Genomic DNA, 19,634 nt, shown 5'->3' with positions numbered 1-19,634 from the left:
GCTCCTTCGTTTCCAAAAACGTGAGAACCGTCCCCGTATGTCACTTAATCATTAATTCATAAATATTCAGGTAGGCATTTTTAGCGACTGGCTCTTCCGTTACAACTTCGCCTTTATACAGTACATCCCCGGAATCCGAATCCAAAATCACTAACACAGGAGCGCTACCCGGTTCCAGCGACGATTCTATTTGGCTATTCAGCACGTATATGTTATCTTCTGCTATTTTTACTAGGGTCTGTCCCCCTTCCTTAAGTGAGGGAAGCTTAAGCTTGCCGGTTATTTCATCATTTTTCCAATTATAAGTTACAATTTGGTTTTCATCCCTGAAGTAAAGGGTTTCCTTTTTATACATGAGAACATCTTTACCAGCTACGGAATTTGGAGCTTTTACGGATTTCTTTTCATCTGTTTTCAGGTTGTAAACAATAAATTTCCGCTCGCGCTTTTCAGTCGTGGTCTGTGCATGGCCCTGCTTTTGTCTTCTCATCTCCGTGGTTTTCGAAAAAATAACGTATGGATGCGCACCTATTTGATCCGAACTGGATAGTAGTTGAATGTGTTTTCGCTTATTTCCTTCCTGGTTATCAGCTGTTGCAATCGTTTCTTTCCCATTGATTTCTTCGTTGGTGATATCAAAACGATACAGGAGTTCTCCATTTCCTCCATCTCTGAAGAAATTTTGAGTGATCACTTTCAGCTCTCCGTCTATCATTTGCACATCTTCCACCCAAACTTGTACATACTTAGCTCGATTGGGGATCGGTACATTAAATGATAATGTTTTTCCATTATCTTTATCCATAACAGCAACATCAAATTCCATGTTACTTTCGGATATTCGAGCCGATTGATTGTTAACTGCTGCATAGGCGAGTGTACTATCTGTTTCATAAAAGAATGAAGCATTTCCACTTTTTCCGCGCATAAAGCCACGATGTTTTTCTTTCAATCTCTGCATGTCATTGCCGAAGAAACTTCCCGAAATGCGCTCCAAAAATGATTGCTTACGTTCATACATTGCCCCTTCTGCTGTGACCTTGACACGTTCATCTGCACTCATTCCGGATCCGGGATTCAAAAGACCCTCCAGAACAACGGGGTCCAACTCATCTTTATTTCCGCTTATTTTTTCAAAAACAATCTCCGGAGAGCCGCTCGCTGATAATGCGGATTGTATATAAAATGTTCCGACGGTCAGCGCTACAACCGTGATGATGGTTACTAATCTCCAATAACGTTTCATATTATCACACCTTTCACACCGTTATCTTTTTATTCAGCAAGTAGTTACCAACCCAAATGGACATGGCGGTAACAATGATCCCCATTGCCGTTTCCAATCCGACTATCTCCAGTGGGTACAGGAAGTCACGTCCCATGATAAACACCAATAAAGCGGGCCAAATAAAAATCAGGACGGTTATTGCGATATAAATGATACCTGCAATAATTCCCTTCCATTTAAAACTGCGCTCGAACAGAATGGCTGTTGACACAACCGTCAACGCCATGAAGCCGGCACCGTAGTACAAAACAAACTCAGAAAAGGTTTGTGGAACAAGCATAGATAGATATTTCCAATTGATAATCTGACTGACGGTCATATCGGATCTAAAATCCGTTGGAACCATCCACTTCAACACATTGTTTTCCAACGGCAAAAAGATGAGCTGTACGGAAACAAGCCCAAGTACCATCAAAAATATGGTGATCATTTTGGACACATAAATATTTAATCGTGCTGTGGGCAGCATTAAGAGCCGGTAGATAAACGTGTTTTTGCCAAGCCAGTCACGGTACCAGATTATAAATACATAAAAGATTAATGCTGCGACACATATGGTGATGGGCCCCATGAACCATAAACTTCGAGCCACGTCTATAAATGCCATTTGACCATACTTCTCAAGAAATTGCTCCTGTGAAAGCATATCCTCATACATAGCTTTGTTCGCATCAGCCATATACCCATTGGCTTTCACAATGACGCCCGCAACCTGCACGATGACCGTCATGGCAATAAGAACTAGATAGACCTTCATAAACCGGCTCAATTCAAAGTTCACTAGTTTCACAAATCGATTCATGGCTGATACACCTCTCTCATCACATCAACGATTGATTTTCCTTCCGTTTCCCGCATGTCTTCCGTATGAAATTCTTTCACCACAACCCCGTCATCCAGCAGCACTGACTTATCAATCAAATGCTCAATATCACTAATTTCATGTGTTGTGATAATTACCCCGCGGTCTTCCACCAGATGGCTTGTGAACACCTCAGCAATCTGTTCCCGGGTGAAGATGTCAATGCCGGAAAACGGCTCATCCATCAGCAAATAATCCACATCCAGCGCCAATCCAAGCAATAAGTTGACTTTGGCCCGATTGCCTTTTGACAGGTTATTGATTTTTTCATGTTCCTTCAGTTTGAAGAAAGCGAGCAATTCGGTTGCGCGCTTCTGATTCCAGCTGTCATAAAAATCAGCCATAAATTGCATCGCCTCACGAATCGTCATGCTCGGCTGCATAATAATGGCATCCGGGATGAACGTCACCTTTTCATAGCTATGTTTGTTTATTTTTTCGCCATCAATCAGAATTTGTCCACCATTAAGTGGGGTTAAATTCATAACCGCATTAAGTATCGTTGTCTTGCCGACGCCGTTGATTCCGATAACGCAGGTGATCTCGCCTTTTTCGGCGGTGAACGATACACCTTTAAGCACGCTCTTGCGGCCAAACTTTTTCTTCATATCTTTGACTTCAATCATTCTCGTACCCCCTCGTATCCTGGTCTGTTTCCAACTTCTCCTTCACCCGGTCCAGAACATCCTCGGCTGATACATTAATGGAACGAATCGCGTGAACAAACGTATCTACGGCGTCGTCGATCAATTCTTCCCTGACTGCTCCCAGTACTTGTTCATCCTTGGTAATCTTGCTCGGCAAATTCCGCTCCGTATAAATCAAACCCGCTTCCTCCATTTCTTTATAAGCCCGTTGCGCGGTATTCGGGTTTATTTTCAACCGGTTCGCCAGCTCCCGTCTTGAAGGAATCTCCTGCCCCGGCTCCAATACGCCGGTTGCAATCTGCTCCTTAAAATGACGGATGACCTGCACATAGACCGGATCCCGCTTATTAAACTGCACATTCATACGCCCAGCTCCTATATAACTCAGAATGTCCGCAAGTGTATTAAATGGTTAATACACAATTGCCAAAAAAATGTGTATTAAGTGCCTAATACATCTGATGTTTTGTATTATACGGTTAATACACTTAAGTGTCAATAAACAAAATTCCCATTTTCATCATAAACACTACTATATAGAGATTGCTTAATAACGTTGCGTTAAAAAGGTTTAGTAAAGGCAGAAAATAAGGTATGCTTTAATAGAAAACCATAAATAAAACCGTCTGGTGCCGTTATAGCAAACGGTTTAATTCTAAATCTAGTTATTGGAAAGACAATTAATACATAGTGAGTAATTCTTAAAATAAAAAGAAAATGGAGGATAATATGCAAACAATCATCGGTAAAGTAAAAACACTCAATCGATATCCAGTAAAGTCATTCAGTGGTGAAAGCCTTACAGAAACTAAAATTGAAAGATACGGATTATATGGTGATAGGTGTTATGCATTTTTAGATGAAAAGAGTCCTGTGAAATACCTCACAGCAAAACATGTTCCTTCACTAATTGAATATAAAGCAAATTTAATTAATAAAGAAAACAACAAAGCGTTTCCTTATGTTAAAATCACATCGCCCAAAGGAAAACTCTATTCGTGGGAAGATGATGATTTTTTCCATGACATTAAGCAACTTAGCAACAGACCATTAGAACGTGTGAAATTTTCCCCGGAAGATAATATGATGGCGGTTGACCAAGCTAATATCCTCCTTGTAACCAAACCATCTTTAGACGCATTAAAACAAGAATGGGGAAAAGATATGAGCTATCTCCGTTTCAGGCCTAATATTGTCTTAAGTATTGACGACAACATACCGTTTCTTGAAAATGAATGGATGGATAAACACATTCAAATAAATGACACTGTATTAAAGATTTATAAACAATGTAAGCGTTGCAAAATGGTTAATATTGACCCTGAAAAATATGATATTGACCCTACTTTATTAAAAACGCTTGCCCAACATCATAATGTGAATTTTGGCGTTTATGCTTCCGTTATTAAGACTGGGACCATTCAACTTGAGGATGATGTTTATTTATTCGCTGATCAATAATAGATAGAAGATACAATGCTGTTAATTGGTAGAAACGAAAGAGAGTAAGACTTATTACTATGCATCGCCTGCATATGAAATGCGTTCAAACGCAAACGTATCCTTTCTGTGCTAAAATAGAATATATATATTTGAATGAACGGAAAGGTGATTCATCATGACCACAGATATAAAATTAACGTCGCTCTCCTCAAAAGGCGGATGCGGCTGTAAAATCGGCCCGGCTGATCTGGAAAACGTGCTCCACTCCCTCCCGCAGACAGCGCCAAATCCAAACATGCTCGTCGGTTTGAACACAAGCGATGATGCCGGTGTCTATAAACTCACCGATGATCTGGCGCTTGTTCAGACAGTTGATTTTTTCACCCCGATTGTCGACGATCCGTATGCGTTTGGCCAAATTGCAGCCGCCAACGCTATCAGTGACGTCTATGCCATGGGTGGCACACCGATTACCGCATTGAACATTGTCGCTTATCCTATTTCCACTTTGGACGAAAGCATTCTTGCCGACATATTACACGGTGCCGGTGATAAGTTGGAAGAGGCAAACGTGTCCCTCGCCGGTGGCCATTCCATTGACGATCAGGAACCAAAATTCGGACTGGCCGTCACCGGTACTGTTGCCCCTGAAAACATCAAAACAAATTCCGGAGCCAAACCGGGTGACAAGCTGATTTTGACAAAACCGATCGGCGTCGGCATTATGAGCAGCTCTTTGAAAAAAGATTTGTTGAATCAAGAAGAAATTGACCGTGTCACCGACGTTATGACAACATTGAACAAAACTGCTGCCGAAACGATGCATGATTATCATGTTCATGCTTCAACCGATGTCACCGGTTTCGGGCTGCTCGGCCATGCGTCTGAAATAGCGTCAGGAAGCCATGTTGACATCCGGATTCATTCCGCATCGGTTCCAGTGCTGCCACGTGTCAAACAACTTGCCGATGCTGGGTCTGTACCAGGCGGGACGAAAAACAATTATGACCACATCCTCGATATCGTCACCTTCCCTGCAGACACCGATCAGCTGGATAAGTGGATCCTGTGTGATGCGGTTACATCAGGCGGCCTTCTGATTTCAGTGGACAACAATGATGCTGAAGCACTGCTTAGGGAACTGCGGGAAAAAGGAACCGAGTCAAGTATCATAGGCTCTGTGACCGATGGCAGCGGACATATCACAGTCGAATAACCAAGGGGAGATTCATCCATGTTTCAAGACATTTCACTTCAAGAACTTTTTAAACAACAACAAAAAGGTGAACTCACCGCTATCGACGTCCGTTCACCAAAAGAATTTCAGGAAACGACCATCCCCGGAAGTATAAATATACCAGTGTTCACCGATGATGAACGTTCCGAGGTCGGCACCCTGTATAACCAAAAAAGCAAGGAGGCAGCCGAACAGCGTGGTCTGGAAATAATATCGGCTAAATTGCCCGATTTCATCCATGCGTTTCAACAAATTGATACACCTAAAGTCGTTTTCTGTTGGCGGGGCGGCATGCGCAGTAAAACCGCTGCTACCGTCACTGATTTAATGGGCATGGATGTCAGCAGACTGCAGGGCGGTATCCGTTCATACCGAGAGTGGGTAGTGAACGAATTGGAAAAAGCCAACTTCCCGCCCAGCATTGTCGTTTTAAACGGCAATACCGGAACAGGCAAAACGACAATTCTGCACCGTCTTTGGGAGAATGGCTACCCGGTCATCGATCTTGAAGGAATGGCCGGTCACAAAGGGTCCATATTCGGTCATATTGGTGTCGATCCGGCAAACCAGAAACAATTTGACGCGCGTCTTATTCACGCGATACACCAATATGAAAACGCCCCGTTCGTTCTTATGGAAGGTGAAAGCAAGCGAATTGGCAATGTCGCCATCCCGACCTTTCTTAATGAGAAAAAGGAACATAGCTTGCAGCTGTTCATTGATTTGCCAATGGAACAGCGCATCCGGAATATTCTCGAGGATTACCAGCCTTGGAACCATCCGGATGCCTTTTTGGAAGCATATCGGCGGATTCAAAAGCGAATTCATACCCCGGTTGCCAAACAAATTGATAACGATCTGCAAACAGGATATTACAGCCAAGCCATTCGACAGCTGTTGGACTATTACTATGACCCGCGTTACGAACACACAACAGAAAAATACCCTGCTGATCAGACAAAACACATACATGCAGCCAATGTGGACGAAGCAACGTCCCAAATTGAACAGTGGCTTGTTACAATGTATTCATAGCGACCTCTGCCATCAGTAACCTTTACGTTTAATGATATATACTGTTCATTTTCTGTTCATAAACGTATGTTATCTTAATTAACACATTGTTTTATTAGTGACTTTTACGAAAGGGGGATTAACGAATGGAAAATTACAGTAAAACATTACTTCGATTTTCAGCTGTTTTTGCATTGATTGGTGCCTTTTTGGGCTCCCACATGGCTGGGGCAGGAAGTCTAGCCTTTAAAACAGTGCACGCCCATATTTTGGTCGTTGGCTGGTTGACCTTGTTTGCTTGGGCTGTTTACTACAAACTTTTTACACCGGCAAGCACAGTCATGGCCGCTCTTCATGTCTTCTCAGCCATTATCGGGGTCATCGGGCTAACAGTCGGCATGTGGCTGTACTACTTGCATCCGTTTGGTTGGCCTGATGGACTCGTCACCGTCTTCTTTATTGTCGGCGGATCCATTATGCTTTTAAGTTTCGTGTTCTTTGCTGTGCTGACGTTTATGAAGACAGAAAGAGATAAGTAACCGGAATAACGTGAGAAGTGACTGAAGTTATATATAAAAGCGTCCGAATAACGACTCCGTCCGCTCATAGAACAAAGCCTGTATCCCGTCATACAGGCTTCTCCCATGATTAAGTATAAAACAACACCACCATTAACGGGCCGAAAATGGAACAAGCAATGGCACTCAACGTCATGGCGACGGAGCTCACCGACGTTGTATCTTCGCCGTATTCAATAGCTTTGCTTGTTCCAATAACATGGGACGCACTGCCGAAAGCCATCCCCTGTGCCAATGAACCGTTCACCCTAAACCAGTTAAGAATATATGGACCGAGAACGACACCGGTAAACCCGGCCGTCATGACAAAAAGGACGGCAAGCGACGGCGATCCACCCAATTCATCCGCTATCTCCATCGCCACAGGCGTTGTCACCGACTTAGGCAAAATGGAATACAGCAACTCTTGTTTAAAACCAAGCAACTGCGCCAATACAAGACCACTTATAAGACCGACCAGGGACCCAATAAATACGCCACCCAAAATAGGATATATATAGGAAAGCAACAGATGCCGTTGTTTGTATAAAGGGTTGGCCAGCGCAACGATAGCCGGTCCAAGCAGAAAGTCAATCCATTGTCCGCCCATCATAAACGTATCATAGGAAACACCGAACAATAACAGCAGCACCACCACCGCTATCGGCGTTGTTAAAGCAGGAATAAGGATCGGCACCCGGAACCGATCGTATAAACGGCTCATGAAAAGATAAAGGAGTACCGTGACTACTATGAAGATGATTCCGATAAGTGCTTCTTGCATTCCGCTTTCTCCTTTCCTTTTTTGGATCTTTTTTCTAACAATCGACTTGTATGTCCGGCTGTAATCATGACAAGCAAGGTGCTGATAATGGTAATAATAAACAACCAGACCGTATGACCGACGAAAAGTCCAAAGTGATTCATTACACCGACAGTGGCAGGAACAAACAACAGCGGCATGTACGTTAACAACACATTCGAGCCCGTCTCAACCCAATTGACAGGACATATCTTTAATACCAAGGCAGTAAATAACAGCAATAATCCAACAATACTTCCCGGAATAGGCCAATTCAACAAGTCCTGCAGCCAGCTTCCGGCAAGGTAAAATACATATAAAAATGCTATTTGCATGATGCCGTTAACCATTTTCATCGCTGATGGTGTTATCTCCGTTACATTAGAACAGAAAACACACCGCCCTCCTTTATCATTAAATTGCTATTGCCGTTGTTTTTGAAAATAGTCCACCATCCCAAGGGCATTCAGTTGCATATCCAAATGAATCTGCAAATAGACAGAATGATCCTCGGAGATACCCAAAAATGTCAACGGTTCTTTCACTTTTTCCAGCATCCGGGCAGCGAGTATATCATACCCATATCCCTCGGAAAAGGCATCGTCGCCAATCTCCAAAAATACATCCAACCATTCCGACACTTGTATAAGTGCTTCATTCACCTTTTCCGTCATACCGAAATGACCAAAATAAATGCGGTCCAGCCCCAGTTTTCGGATTCGATCGATCGATTCCTTCATCGCTTCCGGGTCGAAATGATTCGGTGACGTGGTCGGTAAAAAGAAATCAATGCCCTCCCGAAACAACTGTTGATGACAAATACCGGCTGTGTCTCCGGTAAATAACCCATTGCTGATGGGATCATAAATACAAAAGTGATGCCTGGAATGGCCCGAAGTATCGAGAAATTCAAGGATGCAATGGCTTCCGATGGCGAGTGTCTCCTTATCATTTTTCAAAAGCATGCGGTCTTCCGGTACAGGAATAATCGGATCAAAAAATTCCGTAAAACTTTCGCCGTAAACCCCTCGCGTGCTGGCAGCCAATTTTTTGGGGTTGACCAAATGTCTGGCTCCATTGGGGTGAACAACGACGGTCGCATTCGGACATTCCTGCAAAAGTCGCCCGGCACCCCCGGCATGATCAAGATGAATATGCGTGACAATAATGTAGGTTACTTGATCCAATGTAAAACCAAGGTCACCAAGCCCCTTTTTAATATATTTCACAGACGGACTTGGCCCGGTTTCAATCAATGTCAAATCGTCTTCATTCACGACATACGTACCGGTCCGTTCCGGTATACCCATATCAAAGCCGTCAATTAAATGAATCCGTTCATCGAGTTGTATTGGCTTTTTATCCTCCACCACTTTCATCCCCTATCTACTCTAACATTAATTCCGGTTGTCCAGTAGAAACCAGACACATACTTATCCCGTAAAGCCATTGCCTTTTAAAAAGTCGACAATTCCATCCACCAACCCATCGGCCAATAGACGATCAGGATCACCGTATGTTTCTTGATTGCCCTTCTCATCTGTGGGTGCTTCTTTTAGCACATGATTCATTTTTTCAAGAACCATTATATCAGCATCAGGTTGTGCCGTATGGAGCAATTCGGTCTCACTGGACGGCACTTGTAAATCACAACCGCCACCAATCAGCAAAATCGGCATATCCAATTCAGCCACTTCTTCGCTAGGGCTACAATGCATCCATGACGCCAAGAATTCTTGTATGGACGGACGGAAAACACTTTTCAGTTCCTGGCTCATATTCTGTACGTTTTCACCTTGCTTTATATTTCCAATAATACCTTTAGCCTCCTGCATCAGTGAAGCGTTTCTCCTCAATTATCGATTATACCTGATGAACGTCGTTTCATGAAGAAGACTCCTTTAAAAATTTGGAAAAAAACCGCATTTGATGCATACATAACGTATCAGCAATTGGTCAAACTAATAAGGATCAACATTGAGGAGGTTATATGGATGCAAAATCAACAACAGCAGCAAAATTTTACGAACACGACACAAATGCCGCCACAACAGCATTATGGCGGACATGACATGTTTGATGGCCATGAGGCATTGTCATCCTTGGTCGGCGGAATAGACCAATATGTGTTGTACGAACAGCATATTCAGGATCCTGAATTACAAACAATGTCGCAAAAACATCGGGCATTTTGCAGCCAGCTGTATAATACCATTCTGGACACGTACCAATCCGGACAGGATCCTGCTGTTGACACCCAATCCTATAAAATGGATCAGAATAATAACATTGTTTACGGCAAGCAAACACCGGCACAACCGACAACACCGATGCAATCGGTCAATGAAATCAATGATGAAACCATTTCCGGCTTTATGATGGGCGCACTGAAGGCAACGGCCTCGTCCTTTACCATGGCATCATTGGAAATGACTAATCCTGTTCTGCGCCGTATTCTGGCTGACAGTGTTCCGAACTTAGTCGAAATGGCTTATGAAGTATTCCTTTATCAAAACAAAAACCAATATTACCAAGTACCACAGCTGCAGCAACAGGACATGCAGGCATTTCAGCAAAGTTACGCGCCTATTCAGGGAACCATGCCACATTAAAAACAACCAGTTAGCGAAGAAGGAATCGGCCATTTCGATTCCTTCTTTCTTATGATTATGTATGATTTATTTGGCGTTTTCACATCGAATTTTGGCGTTTTGAGATGAAGTTTGGCGTTTATCCATATCTATTATAAAAACTGCCTGTTCGCCCCACAGCAAACAGGCAGTTTTTTCAATCCAGTAGCCGATTATTCTCATCAACTGACATGACCCGGGCGGAACTCGAAATATCATCCACATCGTACATGCCATCGCCATGACATACGCTGCATTGGTATTGCCAGCCTTCATCATCCGAGAGCATGCCTGTTCCTTCACAGGCTTTGCAAGTGTATGCTCGATCCACGTTACATCCTCCTTGTTACTGCCGGTCTTTAGCCCAGTTGATAATGCCTCCTTTGAGCATAATCTCAATCTGACGTTCAGACAGGCTGTGCTTGACTTTTATTTGCTCATTTTTATCTTTTACAGTAATGGAGAATTCATTCCCCTCCTGAATCTTATTCCGTAAATCGTCCAGAACAAGAACATCACCGGAGGAAAGTTTATCATAATCGTTTTCATCAACGAATGTTAAAGGCAGCACTCCAAAGTTAACCAGGTTTTGCCAGTGGATCCGGGAAAAGTCTTTGACCAATGCTACGTGCAAACCGAGATATCTCGGGGCGAGGGCTGCGTGTTCGCGACTGGATCCCTGCCCGTAGTTATAACCGCCAACAATAGCATGCCCGCCTTTTTCGACTGTTTCTTTGCCACGTTTGTAATACGTGTCATCTATAATTTCAAATGTGAATTTACTGATCTCCGGCAAATTGCTTCGATACGGAAGAACCCGTGCACCGCCGGCAAGAATTTCGTCCGTTGAAATATTATCATCCATCTTCAGTAAAATCGGCAATTCAAAACGATCCGGCATTTGATCCATTTCCGGAATGGACGCAATGTTGGGGCCTTTCTTCAACTCAACTTGCTTGGACTCCTCATATGGAAGTGGCGCATCCAGCAAATCCATATTCGCTTCAGCATGTTTTGGTTCCTTTATTTTTGGACAATCCATTTGCAACGTGCGGGGATCGGTGATTTCTCCAGTTAGCACAGATGCAGCGGCTGTTTCTGGGCTGCACAGGAACACACTGTCTTCTTTCGTCCCGGAACGTCCTGGAAAGTTTCTAGGGGTCGTGCGCAGACTGTTCTGGCCTGTTGCCGGTGCCTGCCCCATACCGATACACCCGTTGCACCCGGCTTGATGCATTCGTGCACCAGACTGCAGCAAACTTGCCATGTGACCTTCCTGTACGAGATCCGTCAACATTTGTCTTGACGTTGGGTTAACATCGAAAGACACACCGTCTGCAATATAGTTGCCTTTAACGATTTCAGCAGCGACAGCGAAATCACGGAAGCCCGGGTTTGCTGAGGACCCGATATACGATTGATAAATCGGGGTTCCGGTTAGTTCACGGACAGGAACGACATTTCCGGGACTTGATGGTTTGGCGATAAGTGGCTCAAGCGCAGAAAGATCAACCTCCTCTAAAATATCATACGTTGCATCTTTGTCAGCGGCCATTTCAACCCACTCGTCTTCCCGGTCCTGCTCTTTCATGAACCGCTTCACTTCTTTGTCGGAAGGGAATACTGTACCAGTCGCCCCAAGCTCAGCACCCATATTGGCAATAACATGGCGGTCCATGGCACTTAAGTCCTCAACGCCCGGACCGAAGTATTCGATAACCTTGCCGGCGCCGCCTTTGACATCATGTCTGCGAAGAAGCTCCAGAATAGCATCTTTCGCGCTTACCCAGTCCGGCATTTTTCCAGTGAGTTTGACGCCCCATACTTCCGGCATTTTTACGTGAAATGGTTCTCCTGCAATGGCCATGGCCACATCAATTCCCCCGGCGCCCATAGCGAGCATACCCATACTTCCATTAGCGCACGTGTGACTGTCCGAACCGAGGAGCGTCTTCCCCGGCTTAGCCAGCCGTTGCATATGTACGGGATGGCTCACACCATTGCCGGGTCTTGAGTAATGCAGTCCAAAGCGCTGAGCTGCACTTTCAAGAAACAAATGGTCATCAGGGTTCTTGCTGTCTTCCTGAATCAAGTTGTGATCAACGTATTGCGCGGAGGCTTCTGTTTTGGCACGATCAAGATTCATTGCTTCAAGTTCAAGCATGACAAGCGTACCGGTTGCATCCTGCGTAAGTGTCTGATCAATGGTAAGACCGATTTCTTCCCCGGGATTCATATTGCCTTCCACAAGATGATCTTTAATCAACTTCTGGGTCATATTCAAAGCCATGGAATACCTCCTGAACATATGATGTTTGACATCTTTTCATACACAAATAGTATATGACAGTCTTTGTATAATTATTTGCAGCTTCTTTTGCTCGTCACTCTTTATGTACCACTGAATGAACATACATAAACATACATGACTTCCTATATGTTCCATCACGTTTTTGTTCATTTTTTTGCTCGCCAGGTACAAACTAAGGATGAAATCACTTTGATTGAGGTGATCTTAAAAAATGGGTAGAGATGAGCACAAGACAAGCCGCAGAGGAAGAGCGCGTTTAGCACAAACCCCTGAATATGCCAAAACCGACAGTAAAGAAGTGGAGTTTTCAGAAGAGTTCGCTGACCACCGGGACAAAGAAGCCCAAGCACGAATGCGGGCAGCCAGACAACGAATGGAAAACCGAAAGTAATAACAGTTTTGTCCCCCTTTTGATCAAACAGAAGGGGGACGTTTTGTTACATTTTCCTGAATGATGTCTGACTCAGTGAACCCGTTCATTAATTTCATTATTTTGTGGATAATAATACGAATGGAGGTGTCTTACATGTCACAACAATATTGTTGTCCAAACTGCAAAACCAATTGGTCACGGTTCAACGTGATTGAACAAGTTGCCCAACCGGTCAAATTGAATCCGCAAACCGGTGATGTGCAGAATGATTATCAAGACAGCTATCCGGAAGTATTTCATATCATGTATCATGGTCCGACTTATCGGATCCAGTGCGGTTCATGCGGGCTGATTGAAGATGAACATACATTTGTGAAATTTGCCGAATATGAACAACGTAATGATTAAGATCAGTTGGTGACGCTGCTTCCTTCCTGTACCTGCCTTTACAGATAGTAAACGGTTTCATATAATGGATATGAGTGGAGAACAAAGGCAAGGAGGATGGAAAAGTGTGAGTGATATAAAGGAAGGGACATTGCTGTGGGAACCGAGCGATGAACGAAAACAGCAATCCAATATGTATCATTTTATGGATTGGCTTCAAACCCATAAGGACAAGCGATTCGAGGATTATCATACGCTTTGGCAATGGTCTGTTGAGGAACCGGAGCATTTTTGGGCATCCATCTGGGACTATTTTAACATCCAAGCTGAAGAACCCTACGAAACAGTGCTCTCAACCCATCAAATGCCTGGAGCAAAGTGGTTTCCCGAAGCGACGATTAATTATGCCGAGCATATTTTTCGAAACCGGCATAACGATGAACCGGCTATTATTCACTCTTCGGAACTGCGCGGGACGGAAGAGGCTTCGTGGGGAAAGCTTCACCGTGATACATCCGCCCTGCAGCGGACGATGAAAAACCTCGGCGTGAATAAAGGCGACCGTGTCGTTGCCTATGTCGCCAATACTTACGAATCAATTGTAGCATTTCTGGCAAGTGCCAGCCTTGGTGCCATCTGGTCCAGCGCATCCCCCGAATTCGGGATGCAAAGCGTGATTGATCGTTTCCAACAAATCGAACCCAAAGTGATGATAACGGTTGACGGTTATCGCTACAATGGCAAGGATTTTGACCGAACGTCTGTCGTGGAAGATATCCAATCAGAGTTACCAGGATTGGAAGCAACCATCGTTATTCCATATTTGAACAGCAACCCGGATATCAACCGTTTAACAAATGTCACTTTATGGGATGATGCCGTGAGCACACCTGGAAAGTTAACGTACGAACATGTAGCATTTAACGACCCGCTCTGGGTACTTTTTTCATCAGGAACAACCGGCAAACCGAAACCCATCGTTCAAAGTCAGGGCGGTATTTTGCTCGAACACTTGAAAGCGCTGACGTTCCATGTCGATCTTGGTAAAGGCGACCGCTTCTTTTGGTTCACAACAACCGGTTGGATGATGTGGAATTTCCTCGTTGGAGGTCTTCTGACCGGCAGCACAATTATTTTATACGACGGCAGTCCAGGGTATCCGGATAAGCGAATGCTGTGGAAATTTGCTCAGGATACGAAAATGACGGTGTTCGGAACGAGTGCCAGCTTTATTACTGCCTGCATGAAAGATGGTCTGGAACCGGGGAATGAGTTTGATTTGAGTCGCCTCGAAAGTATTAGCTCGACCGGATCCCCGCTGCCGCCGGAAGGATTTCAGTGGTGCTATAATCATGTGAAGGAAGATCTTTGGATTGCCTCGGCAAGCGGCGGAACGGATATATGCACGGCGTTTATTCTCGGTGCACCAATTTTACCAGTCTATGCCGGTGAATTGCAGTGCCGCGGTCTGGGAGCTAAAATTGAAAGCTTTGATGACAACGCAAATCCGCAAATTGGGGAAGTCGGCGAACTTGTGCTGACCGAACCGTTCCCATCCATGCCGATTTATTTCTGGAACGACCCTGACGGCAGCCGCTTGCACGACAGTTATTTCAACGTATTTCCGGGTATTTGGCGGCACGGGGACTATTTGAAAATAACCGACCGCTATACATGTGTCATTTACGGACGATCGGACGCTACCATCAACCGCGGCGGTATCCGCATTGGCACAAGTGAAATCTATCGAGCCGTTGACCATGTCAGCGACGTGAGCGACAGCTTGATTGTCGATGTTCCCAAGGGGGATGGTGATTCTTATACACCGCTGTTTGTATTAATGAAAGATGGCAAAGAGCTGACCGAAGACGTAAAAAAAACCATTAAAAGTGAGATCCGTACACAATGTTCACCGCGACACGTTCCAAGCGCCATTTACGACGTTCCTGATCTGCCAAAAACATTAAACGGTAAAAAGTTGGAAATTCCAATCAAAAAAATACTAATGGGCAAATCGGTTGATGAAGTGGTCAATAAAGGATCATTAAGCAACGAAGCATCTTTGGATTATTTTGTAAAACTTGCGAATGACCAATCAATTGAACGTACGTAAAAAAAGGATGTCGTGATGACATCCTTTTTTCGATGCGATTAGGCAGTATCTCCATACTCATGTTGTTGAAGCGCGATTTCGGTCGATATATCCTAAATCCGGTTGATATACCTGAGATCGGGTTGATATATTGCAATTCCGGTCGATATACTCGAAATTGGGTCGGTATATCGCAATTCCAGTCGATATACCCGAAATCGGGTCGATATATCGCGATTCCGGTTGATATCTATCAAACACGATCAATAAATCCGTCCCACCTTAACGGCCGTGTTCATTATTCAACACACATCTGTCATCGTGTCACATATCTATCCAAGCGTGCGCTTCTGCGTGCTCAGGCTCACGAGAACGTATGCAAAAAACGCGGCCACAACCGGCATGACAACCGAATGCAAGCCCAATGGCTGTGGAAAGAACGAGTCGGATAAAATATACAACCCTATCCCGGCCACCATCGAAGCAAGCGCACCGTATTTATTACCTTTTTTCCAATACAGCCCCATGACAACCGGCCAAATAAACGCCGCTTCCAAGCCGCCGAATGCAAACAAATTCAGCCAGATAATGAGATCAGGTGGATTCAACGCCATAACGAATACAATGATTCCCAGAACAGCTGTGATTCCAATGCTTAATCGCTTCACGCGCTGACGGGATGCTTGTGGTTCCACGTAATTTAAATAAACGTCTTTTACAATGGAGGAACTCACTAGAAGCAATAGAGAATCCACCGTTGACATAATGGCTGCCATGGGAGCTGCCAGCACAATGCCAGCCAGCCAGTTCGGCAATACTTCCAACGCGATAAGCGGCATCACTTTATCACCCACGTCAATCCCCGGCAAAATCGGGCGGGCGAACACACCAATCAAATGCATGTTTAACATGATAACACCGACCACAATGGTACCGATGATTAGCGCTCGATGCATGGAACGGGAATCTTTGTAGGACATAGCCCGGACGGCAATTTGTGGTAAAGCTACTGTGCCTACGCCCACAAGGATCCAGAACGACGATACAAAGGTTGGCGAAAGACTGCCATCCGCACCATATGGAGTAATCAAATTCGGGTTTTCCGCAGACAGGTCTGCAATGATATTGGAAATACCACCCCCGGCGATAATCGTCGCAACCAGCAATATGAGGGTCCCGACAAACATAATCGTTCCTTGAACAGCATCGGTCAGCGCAACCGCCCGGAAGCCGCCAATAGTTACATAAATCAAAACGAATAACGCAAAAATAAATAACGCCGTTGTATACGGAATCCCGACCAGTGACTCAATCAGCCGGGCGCCACCGATCCACTGGGCTGCCATTGCAGAAAATAAAAAGATAATAATGCTGAACGCCGATAGCAGAACCACCCATTTGGAGCGGTAGCGCTCTTTCAAAAAATCAACCATGGTCAATGCGTTATATTTGCGTGTCACAATCGCAAATTTTTTACCTAAAACCATCAGCACGAAATATCCGGTTGACACCTGCGTCATCGCCAGCAGCACCCAGCCGAGCCCTTGTGTATAAGCCGTTCCAGGGCCACCGATAAAACTGCTCGCACTGCCATAAGTAGCCGTCATCGTCATCGCCAGGACAAATCCGCCAAGGCTTCTTCCACCCAGAAAGTAATCCTGCATGAATGTATTTGATTTAACGTACCTTCCAGCCCAAACGCCCACACCAAATATTATGAGCAACAAGCCAATTAATGGAACCAATGCTTGCCAATTCATGTGTCTTCTCCTTCTTCCTCAAATGAAACGGTCACAAACCACTTGTTAACCACAATCGTAACCAGAACCGCCATAACGATAAACCCAAGCACGCAGCTGTAAAAAAACCATGCAGGCAGTCCAAAAACATACAAATAGTCAGATGGATCCTTCCCACCAAGACCATAGGCAAAGGCAAACCACCAGACAAAATTAAACACAACCAATCCAAGTCCGATTAACGCTTCCCGATTGGCTACTTTATAGCGTGAATCATTATCATGGGTATGATGTTCTTCCATTCTTAATCCTCCCTTATCTCTATATCATACCTGTCCTACACTATAACGGATTGCAAATGACTTTGTAAATATTCCTAAAATTAACACATACAAGAGAGAAGAGTAACGATCATACGTTACTCTTCGATATGTATCTATTCCATAGTTATAGTCTCTGGCTTTTTCCGTGCCAAGCACATGATACCGGCGATTAAATAAAATAAGCCGCTGAATATTCCTGCGCCCAGAGTGATAACGACACTGATAGCAGCTGTTACAATCAACATGATGCCGGCTGCTTTGGGTTTTTTGTCACCTTTCATGAACACAACGGAAATAATCCCTACAATCAGTGCTAACACTGACACAATAATTAATAACCAGCCGCTGCCTTGCACCCCTGCTTCCAAGAACTCGTTTAAATTACTCATCGTTATTCCGGATTGCTGCTGACTAATTTCTTCTTTTGCCTCATTTATAATCTCTTCGTTGCTTAACAGCCAAACCGCAAATGATCCGACAATGCCAAAAAACCCATAAATCAATGCACCGATAATGGTTAATACGATTTCACCTGTTCTGTTCATGCAATTACCTCCCCAAATGCCTTTTAATCTCTTCATCCATATGATGTGAATTAGCATACTATTTTATTGTAACAAAAAATCAAGGTCATTTTCTTCTGATACCATGATGATTTGAAAATTTCGAAATTAGATGACACACAGATGTTTCTCTGTTACAATGAAATCACAATAAAACAATGTACTACTAGGGGTGCCCGGCAACTATGGGCTGAGAGGAAAGGCTTTTAAGCTTTCCGACTCTTATGGACCTGATCTGGTTAGCACCAGCGCAGGGAAGTAGTCTGACGGTAAAATTGCTATCAGCTATTTCAAGCCAGGTCCAGTCTATGGATCTGGCTTTTTTCATTTGGATTCGCATAGAGAACATACTCCATCCGAAATGAGCGTTTATCGGCTGGTTTGTTCTAACGAAAATGAAACATGTCAATTTATTAAAACATTACATATGAGGAGGTCTTATCATGAAGTCTATTCCTGCTTCATTGACGATTGCCGGGACAGATCCAAGCGGTGGTGCCGGTATTCAGGCAGATTTAAAAACATTTCAGGAGTTGCAGTCGTACGGAATGTCCGTCATCACCTCGATTGTTGCTCAGAACACAACAGGCGTCCAGGATGTACAGCATTTATCGGAATCCATGATTAAGCAGCAGTTGGAGTCCGTTATTTCCGATATTCCGTTCCAAGCTTTTAAAACGGGCATGCTGGCCAATATCGACATCATGAATGCCGTTGGAGAAAAAATTTCCGGGTTGGAAACGCCATATATCATGGATCCGGTTATGGTCGCGGCGAGCGGTGACCCATTAATTTCCGAAGATGCTCAAACGTATTTACGCGACCAATTACTTCCTTTAACGACCGTCATCACACCGAATATTCCGGAAACAGAGGTGATCACCGGCAAGACGGTGGAAACGTCCGAAGATATGCAGCAGGCTGCCAAACAAATGGTTCATGAGTATGGCGCAGGTGCTGCATTGGTTAAAGGTGGTCATATGCAAGGAAAGGCTGTGGATTTTTTATATGATGGAAACCAGATGCATACGTTCACAGCAGACCGGATTGATACAACAAACACACACGGCACCGGCTGTACGTATTCCGCAGCCATAACCGCTTATATGAGTCAAGGCTATCCATTACCGGAAGCCGTGCAAAAAGGGAAAGACTATGTGACCGCAGCCATACGTCATTCGTTTTCCATTGGCTATGGAAGCGGTCCGACTAACCATTGGGCACAGCGAGAGGAAAAGGTGAAATAAATGAATCAAACGATTATACAAAACGTACGCAAAGCAACACCGCTGATCCATCATCTGACCAATCAGGTAGTTGTGAACTTTTCCGCAAACGGATTGCTGTCATTTGGGGCAGCGCCAGT

General features: G+C 44.3%; 23 protein-coding genes and 1 riboswitch. Of the genes, 10 read left to right on the top strand and 13 right to left on the bottom strand.

The window, feature by feature from the left end:
* Positions 1-40: 40 nt before the first annotated feature.
* Genes ABDZ72_RS02225 through ABDZ72_RS02210 form a run of 4 tightly spaced genes read right to left on the bottom strand, consistent with a single transcriptional unit; the run spans position 41 to position 3,161 of the window.
* On the bottom strand, positions 41-1,246 hold the full coding sequence (locus tag ABDZ72_RS02225; protein WP_343750888.1) for a hypothetical protein: 1,206 nt from the start codon (positions 1,244-1,246) through the stop codon (positions 41-43).
* A 13-nt stretch (positions 1,247-1,259) separates the two neighbouring features.
* A complete protein-coding gene (locus tag ABDZ72_RS02220; protein WP_343750887.1) occupies positions 1,260-2,090 on the bottom strand; it encodes a hypothetical protein in 831 nt (276 codons plus the stop codon).
* The gene (locus tag ABDZ72_RS02215; protein ID WP_343750886.1) at positions 2,087-2,776 is read right to left on the bottom strand and encodes an ATP-binding cassette domain-containing protein; all 690 of its coding nucleotides are present in this window, start codon (positions 2,774-2,776) and stop codon (positions 2,087-2,089) included. Before ABDZ72_RS02215 ends, ABDZ72_RS02220 begins: the two co-directional genes overlap by 4 nt.
* Positions 2,769-3,161 carry a GntR family transcriptional regulator gene (locus ABDZ72_RS02210; protein WP_343750885.1) on the bottom strand — a complete coding sequence of 131 codons (393 nt, stop codon included), beginning with the start codon at positions 3,159-3,161 and terminating at the stop codon, positions 2,769-2,771. Before ABDZ72_RS02210 ends, ABDZ72_RS02215 begins: the two co-directional genes overlap by 8 nt.
* Positions 3,162-3,526: 365 nt before the next feature.
* Between ABDZ72_RS02210 and ABDZ72_RS02205 the strand changes: the two genes are divergently transcribed.
* The 4 genes from ABDZ72_RS02205 to ABDZ72_RS02190 all read left to right on the top strand — a co-directional run bounded on the left by ABDZ72_RS02205 (position 3,527) and on the right by ABDZ72_RS02190 (position 7,030).
* Positions 3,527-4,258 carry an MOSC domain-containing protein gene (locus ABDZ72_RS02205; RefSeq protein WP_343750884.1) on the top strand — a complete coding sequence of 244 codons (732 nt, stop codon included), beginning with the start codon at positions 3,527-3,529 and terminating at the stop codon, positions 4,256-4,258.
* A gap of 157 nt (positions 4,259-4,415) precedes the next feature.
* On the top strand, positions 4,416-5,456 hold the full coding sequence (selD, locus tag ABDZ72_RS02200) for a selenide, water dikinase SelD (protein WP_343750882.1): 1,041 nt from the start codon (positions 4,416-4,418) through the stop codon (positions 5,454-5,456).
* 18 nt (positions 5,457-5,474) lie between these two features.
* Entirely contained in the window at positions 5,475-6,512 is a 1,038-nt protein-coding gene (gene mnmH / locus ABDZ72_RS02195; protein ID WP_343750881.1) for a tRNA 2-selenouridine(34) synthase MnmH, read from the top strand.
* A gap of 125 nt (positions 6,513-6,637) precedes the next feature.
* The gene (locus ABDZ72_RS02190; RefSeq protein ID WP_343750880.1) at positions 6,638-7,030 is read left to right on the top strand and encodes a hypothetical protein; all 393 of its coding nucleotides are present in this window, start codon (positions 6,638-6,640) and stop codon (positions 7,028-7,030) included.
* Between the two features lie 109 nt (positions 7,031-7,139).
* Here the strand turns inward: ABDZ72_RS02190 and ABDZ72_RS02185 are convergent, their stop codons facing one another.
* The 4 genes from ABDZ72_RS02185 to ABDZ72_RS02170 all read right to left on the bottom strand — a co-directional run bounded on the left by ABDZ72_RS02185 (position 7,140) and on the right by ABDZ72_RS02170 (position 9,685).
* Entirely contained in the window at positions 7,140-7,832 is a 693-nt protein-coding gene (locus ABDZ72_RS02185) for an LrgB family protein (protein ID WP_343750878.1), read from the bottom strand.
* Positions 7,799-8,206: a CidA/LrgA family protein gene (locus tag ABDZ72_RS02180; protein ID WP_343750877.1), complete on the bottom strand. Its 408-nt coding sequence runs from the start codon at positions 8,204-8,206 to the stop codon at positions 7,799-7,801. The genes ABDZ72_RS02185 and ABDZ72_RS02180 overlap by 34 nt, the downstream gene beginning before the upstream one ends.
* Before the next feature lie 66 nt (positions 8,207-8,272).
* Positions 8,273-9,220: an MBL fold metallo-hydrolase gene (locus tag ABDZ72_RS02175; RefSeq protein ID WP_343750876.1), complete on the bottom strand. Its 948-nt coding sequence runs from the start codon at positions 9,218-9,220 to the stop codon at positions 8,273-8,275.
* 63 nt (positions 9,221-9,283) lie between these two features.
* Positions 9,284-9,685, bottom strand: a complete 402-nt coding sequence (locus ABDZ72_RS02170; protein WP_343750875.1) for an alpha/beta fold hydrolase — start codon at positions 9,683-9,685, stop codon at positions 9,284-9,286.
* A 159-nt stretch (positions 9,686-9,844) separates the two neighbouring features.
* On the opposite strand from ABDZ72_RS02170, the gene ABDZ72_RS02165 reads away from it, so the two are divergent.
* The gene (locus tag ABDZ72_RS02165) at positions 9,845-10,462 is read left to right on the top strand and encodes a spore coat protein (RefSeq protein WP_343750874.1); all 618 of its coding nucleotides are present in this window, start codon (positions 9,845-9,847) and stop codon (positions 10,460-10,462) included.
* 175 nt (positions 10,463-10,637) lie between these two features.
* Here the strand turns inward: ABDZ72_RS02165 and ABDZ72_RS02160 are convergent, their stop codons facing one another.
* Both ABDZ72_RS02160 and ABDZ72_RS02155 read right to left on the bottom strand, forming a co-directional pair.
* Positions 10,638-10,811 carry a hypothetical protein gene (locus tag ABDZ72_RS02160; protein ID WP_343750873.1) on the bottom strand — a complete coding sequence of 58 codons (174 nt, stop codon included), beginning with the start codon at positions 10,809-10,811 and terminating at the stop codon, positions 10,638-10,640.
* A 15-nt stretch (positions 10,812-10,826) separates the two neighbouring features.
* Entirely contained in the window at positions 10,827-12,770 is a 1,944-nt protein-coding gene (locus ABDZ72_RS02155) for an aconitate hydratase (RefSeq protein WP_343750872.1), read from the bottom strand.
* A 232-nt stretch (positions 12,771-13,002) separates the two neighbouring features.
* Between ABDZ72_RS02155 and ABDZ72_RS02150 the strand changes: the two genes are divergently transcribed.
* The 3 genes from ABDZ72_RS02150 to ABDZ72_RS02140 all read left to right on the top strand — a co-directional run bounded on the left by ABDZ72_RS02150 (position 13,003) and on the right by ABDZ72_RS02140 (position 15,664).
* Positions 13,003-13,182: a YfhD family protein gene (locus ABDZ72_RS02150; RefSeq protein ID WP_343750870.1), complete on the top strand. Its 180-nt coding sequence runs from the start codon at positions 13,003-13,005 to the stop codon at positions 13,180-13,182.
* Between the two features lie 135 nt (positions 13,183-13,317).
* A complete protein-coding gene (locus tag ABDZ72_RS02145) occupies positions 13,318-13,572 on the top strand; it encodes a DNA alkylation repair protein (RefSeq protein WP_343750868.1) in 255 nt (84 codons plus the stop codon).
* Positions 13,573-13,678: 106 nt separating this feature from the next.
* Complete coding sequence (locus ABDZ72_RS02140) at positions 13,679-15,664, top strand: acetoacetate--CoA ligase (protein WP_343750866.1); 1,986 nt, start codon at positions 13,679-13,681, stop codon at positions 15,662-15,664.
* Between the two features lie 311 nt (positions 15,665-15,975).
* Here the strand turns inward: ABDZ72_RS02140 and panF are convergent, their stop codons facing one another.
* From panF to ABDZ72_RS02125, 3 genes are all read right to left on the bottom strand, one after another.
* Positions 15,976-17,403, bottom strand: coding sequence for a sodium/pantothenate symporter (panF, locus tag ABDZ72_RS02135; RefSeq protein ID WP_343750864.1), 1,428 nt, complete (start codon positions 17,401-17,403; stop codon positions 15,976-15,978).
* Positions 17,400-17,684, bottom strand: a complete 285-nt coding sequence (locus tag ABDZ72_RS02130) for a YhdT family protein (RefSeq protein ID WP_343750862.1) — start codon at positions 17,682-17,684, stop codon at positions 17,400-17,402. The genes panF and ABDZ72_RS02130 overlap by 4 nt, the downstream gene beginning before the upstream one ends.
* A gap of 134 nt (positions 17,685-17,818) precedes the next feature.
* Positions 17,819-18,250 carry a DUF4064 domain-containing protein gene (locus tag ABDZ72_RS02125; protein ID WP_343750860.1) on the bottom strand — a complete coding sequence of 144 codons (432 nt, stop codon included), beginning with the start codon at positions 18,248-18,250 and terminating at the stop codon, positions 17,819-17,821.
* 176 nt (positions 18,251-18,426) lie between these two features.
* Positions 18,427-18,542, top strand: a riboswitch (TPP riboswitch).
* Positions 18,543-18,711: 169 nt separating this feature from the next.
* Between ABDZ72_RS02125 and thiD the strand changes: the two genes are divergently transcribed.
* Positions 18,712-19,515 (top strand): bifunctional hydroxymethylpyrimidine kinase/phosphomethylpyrimidine kinase, encoded by an 804-nt coding sequence (gene thiD / locus ABDZ72_RS02120; RefSeq protein ID WP_343750858.1) that lies wholly within the window; start codon positions 18,712-18,714, stop codon positions 19,513-19,515.
* Positions 19,516-19,634: hydroxyethylthiazole kinase (locus ABDZ72_RS14365; protein ID WP_425542335.1), on the top strand; the 119-nt coding region annotated here is incomplete at its 3' end. It abuts the gene before it with no gap.

It is taken from the genome of Lentibacillus halophilus, assembly GCF_039522485.1.
In the GTDB taxonomy this organism is placed as follows: domain Bacteria; phylum Bacillota; class Bacilli; order Bacillales; family Amphibacillaceae; genus Lentibacillus; species Lentibacillus halophilus.
The sequence above is the reverse complement of the archived record's forward strand: the minus strand, read 5'-3'. Positions and strand labels throughout refer to the sequence as shown.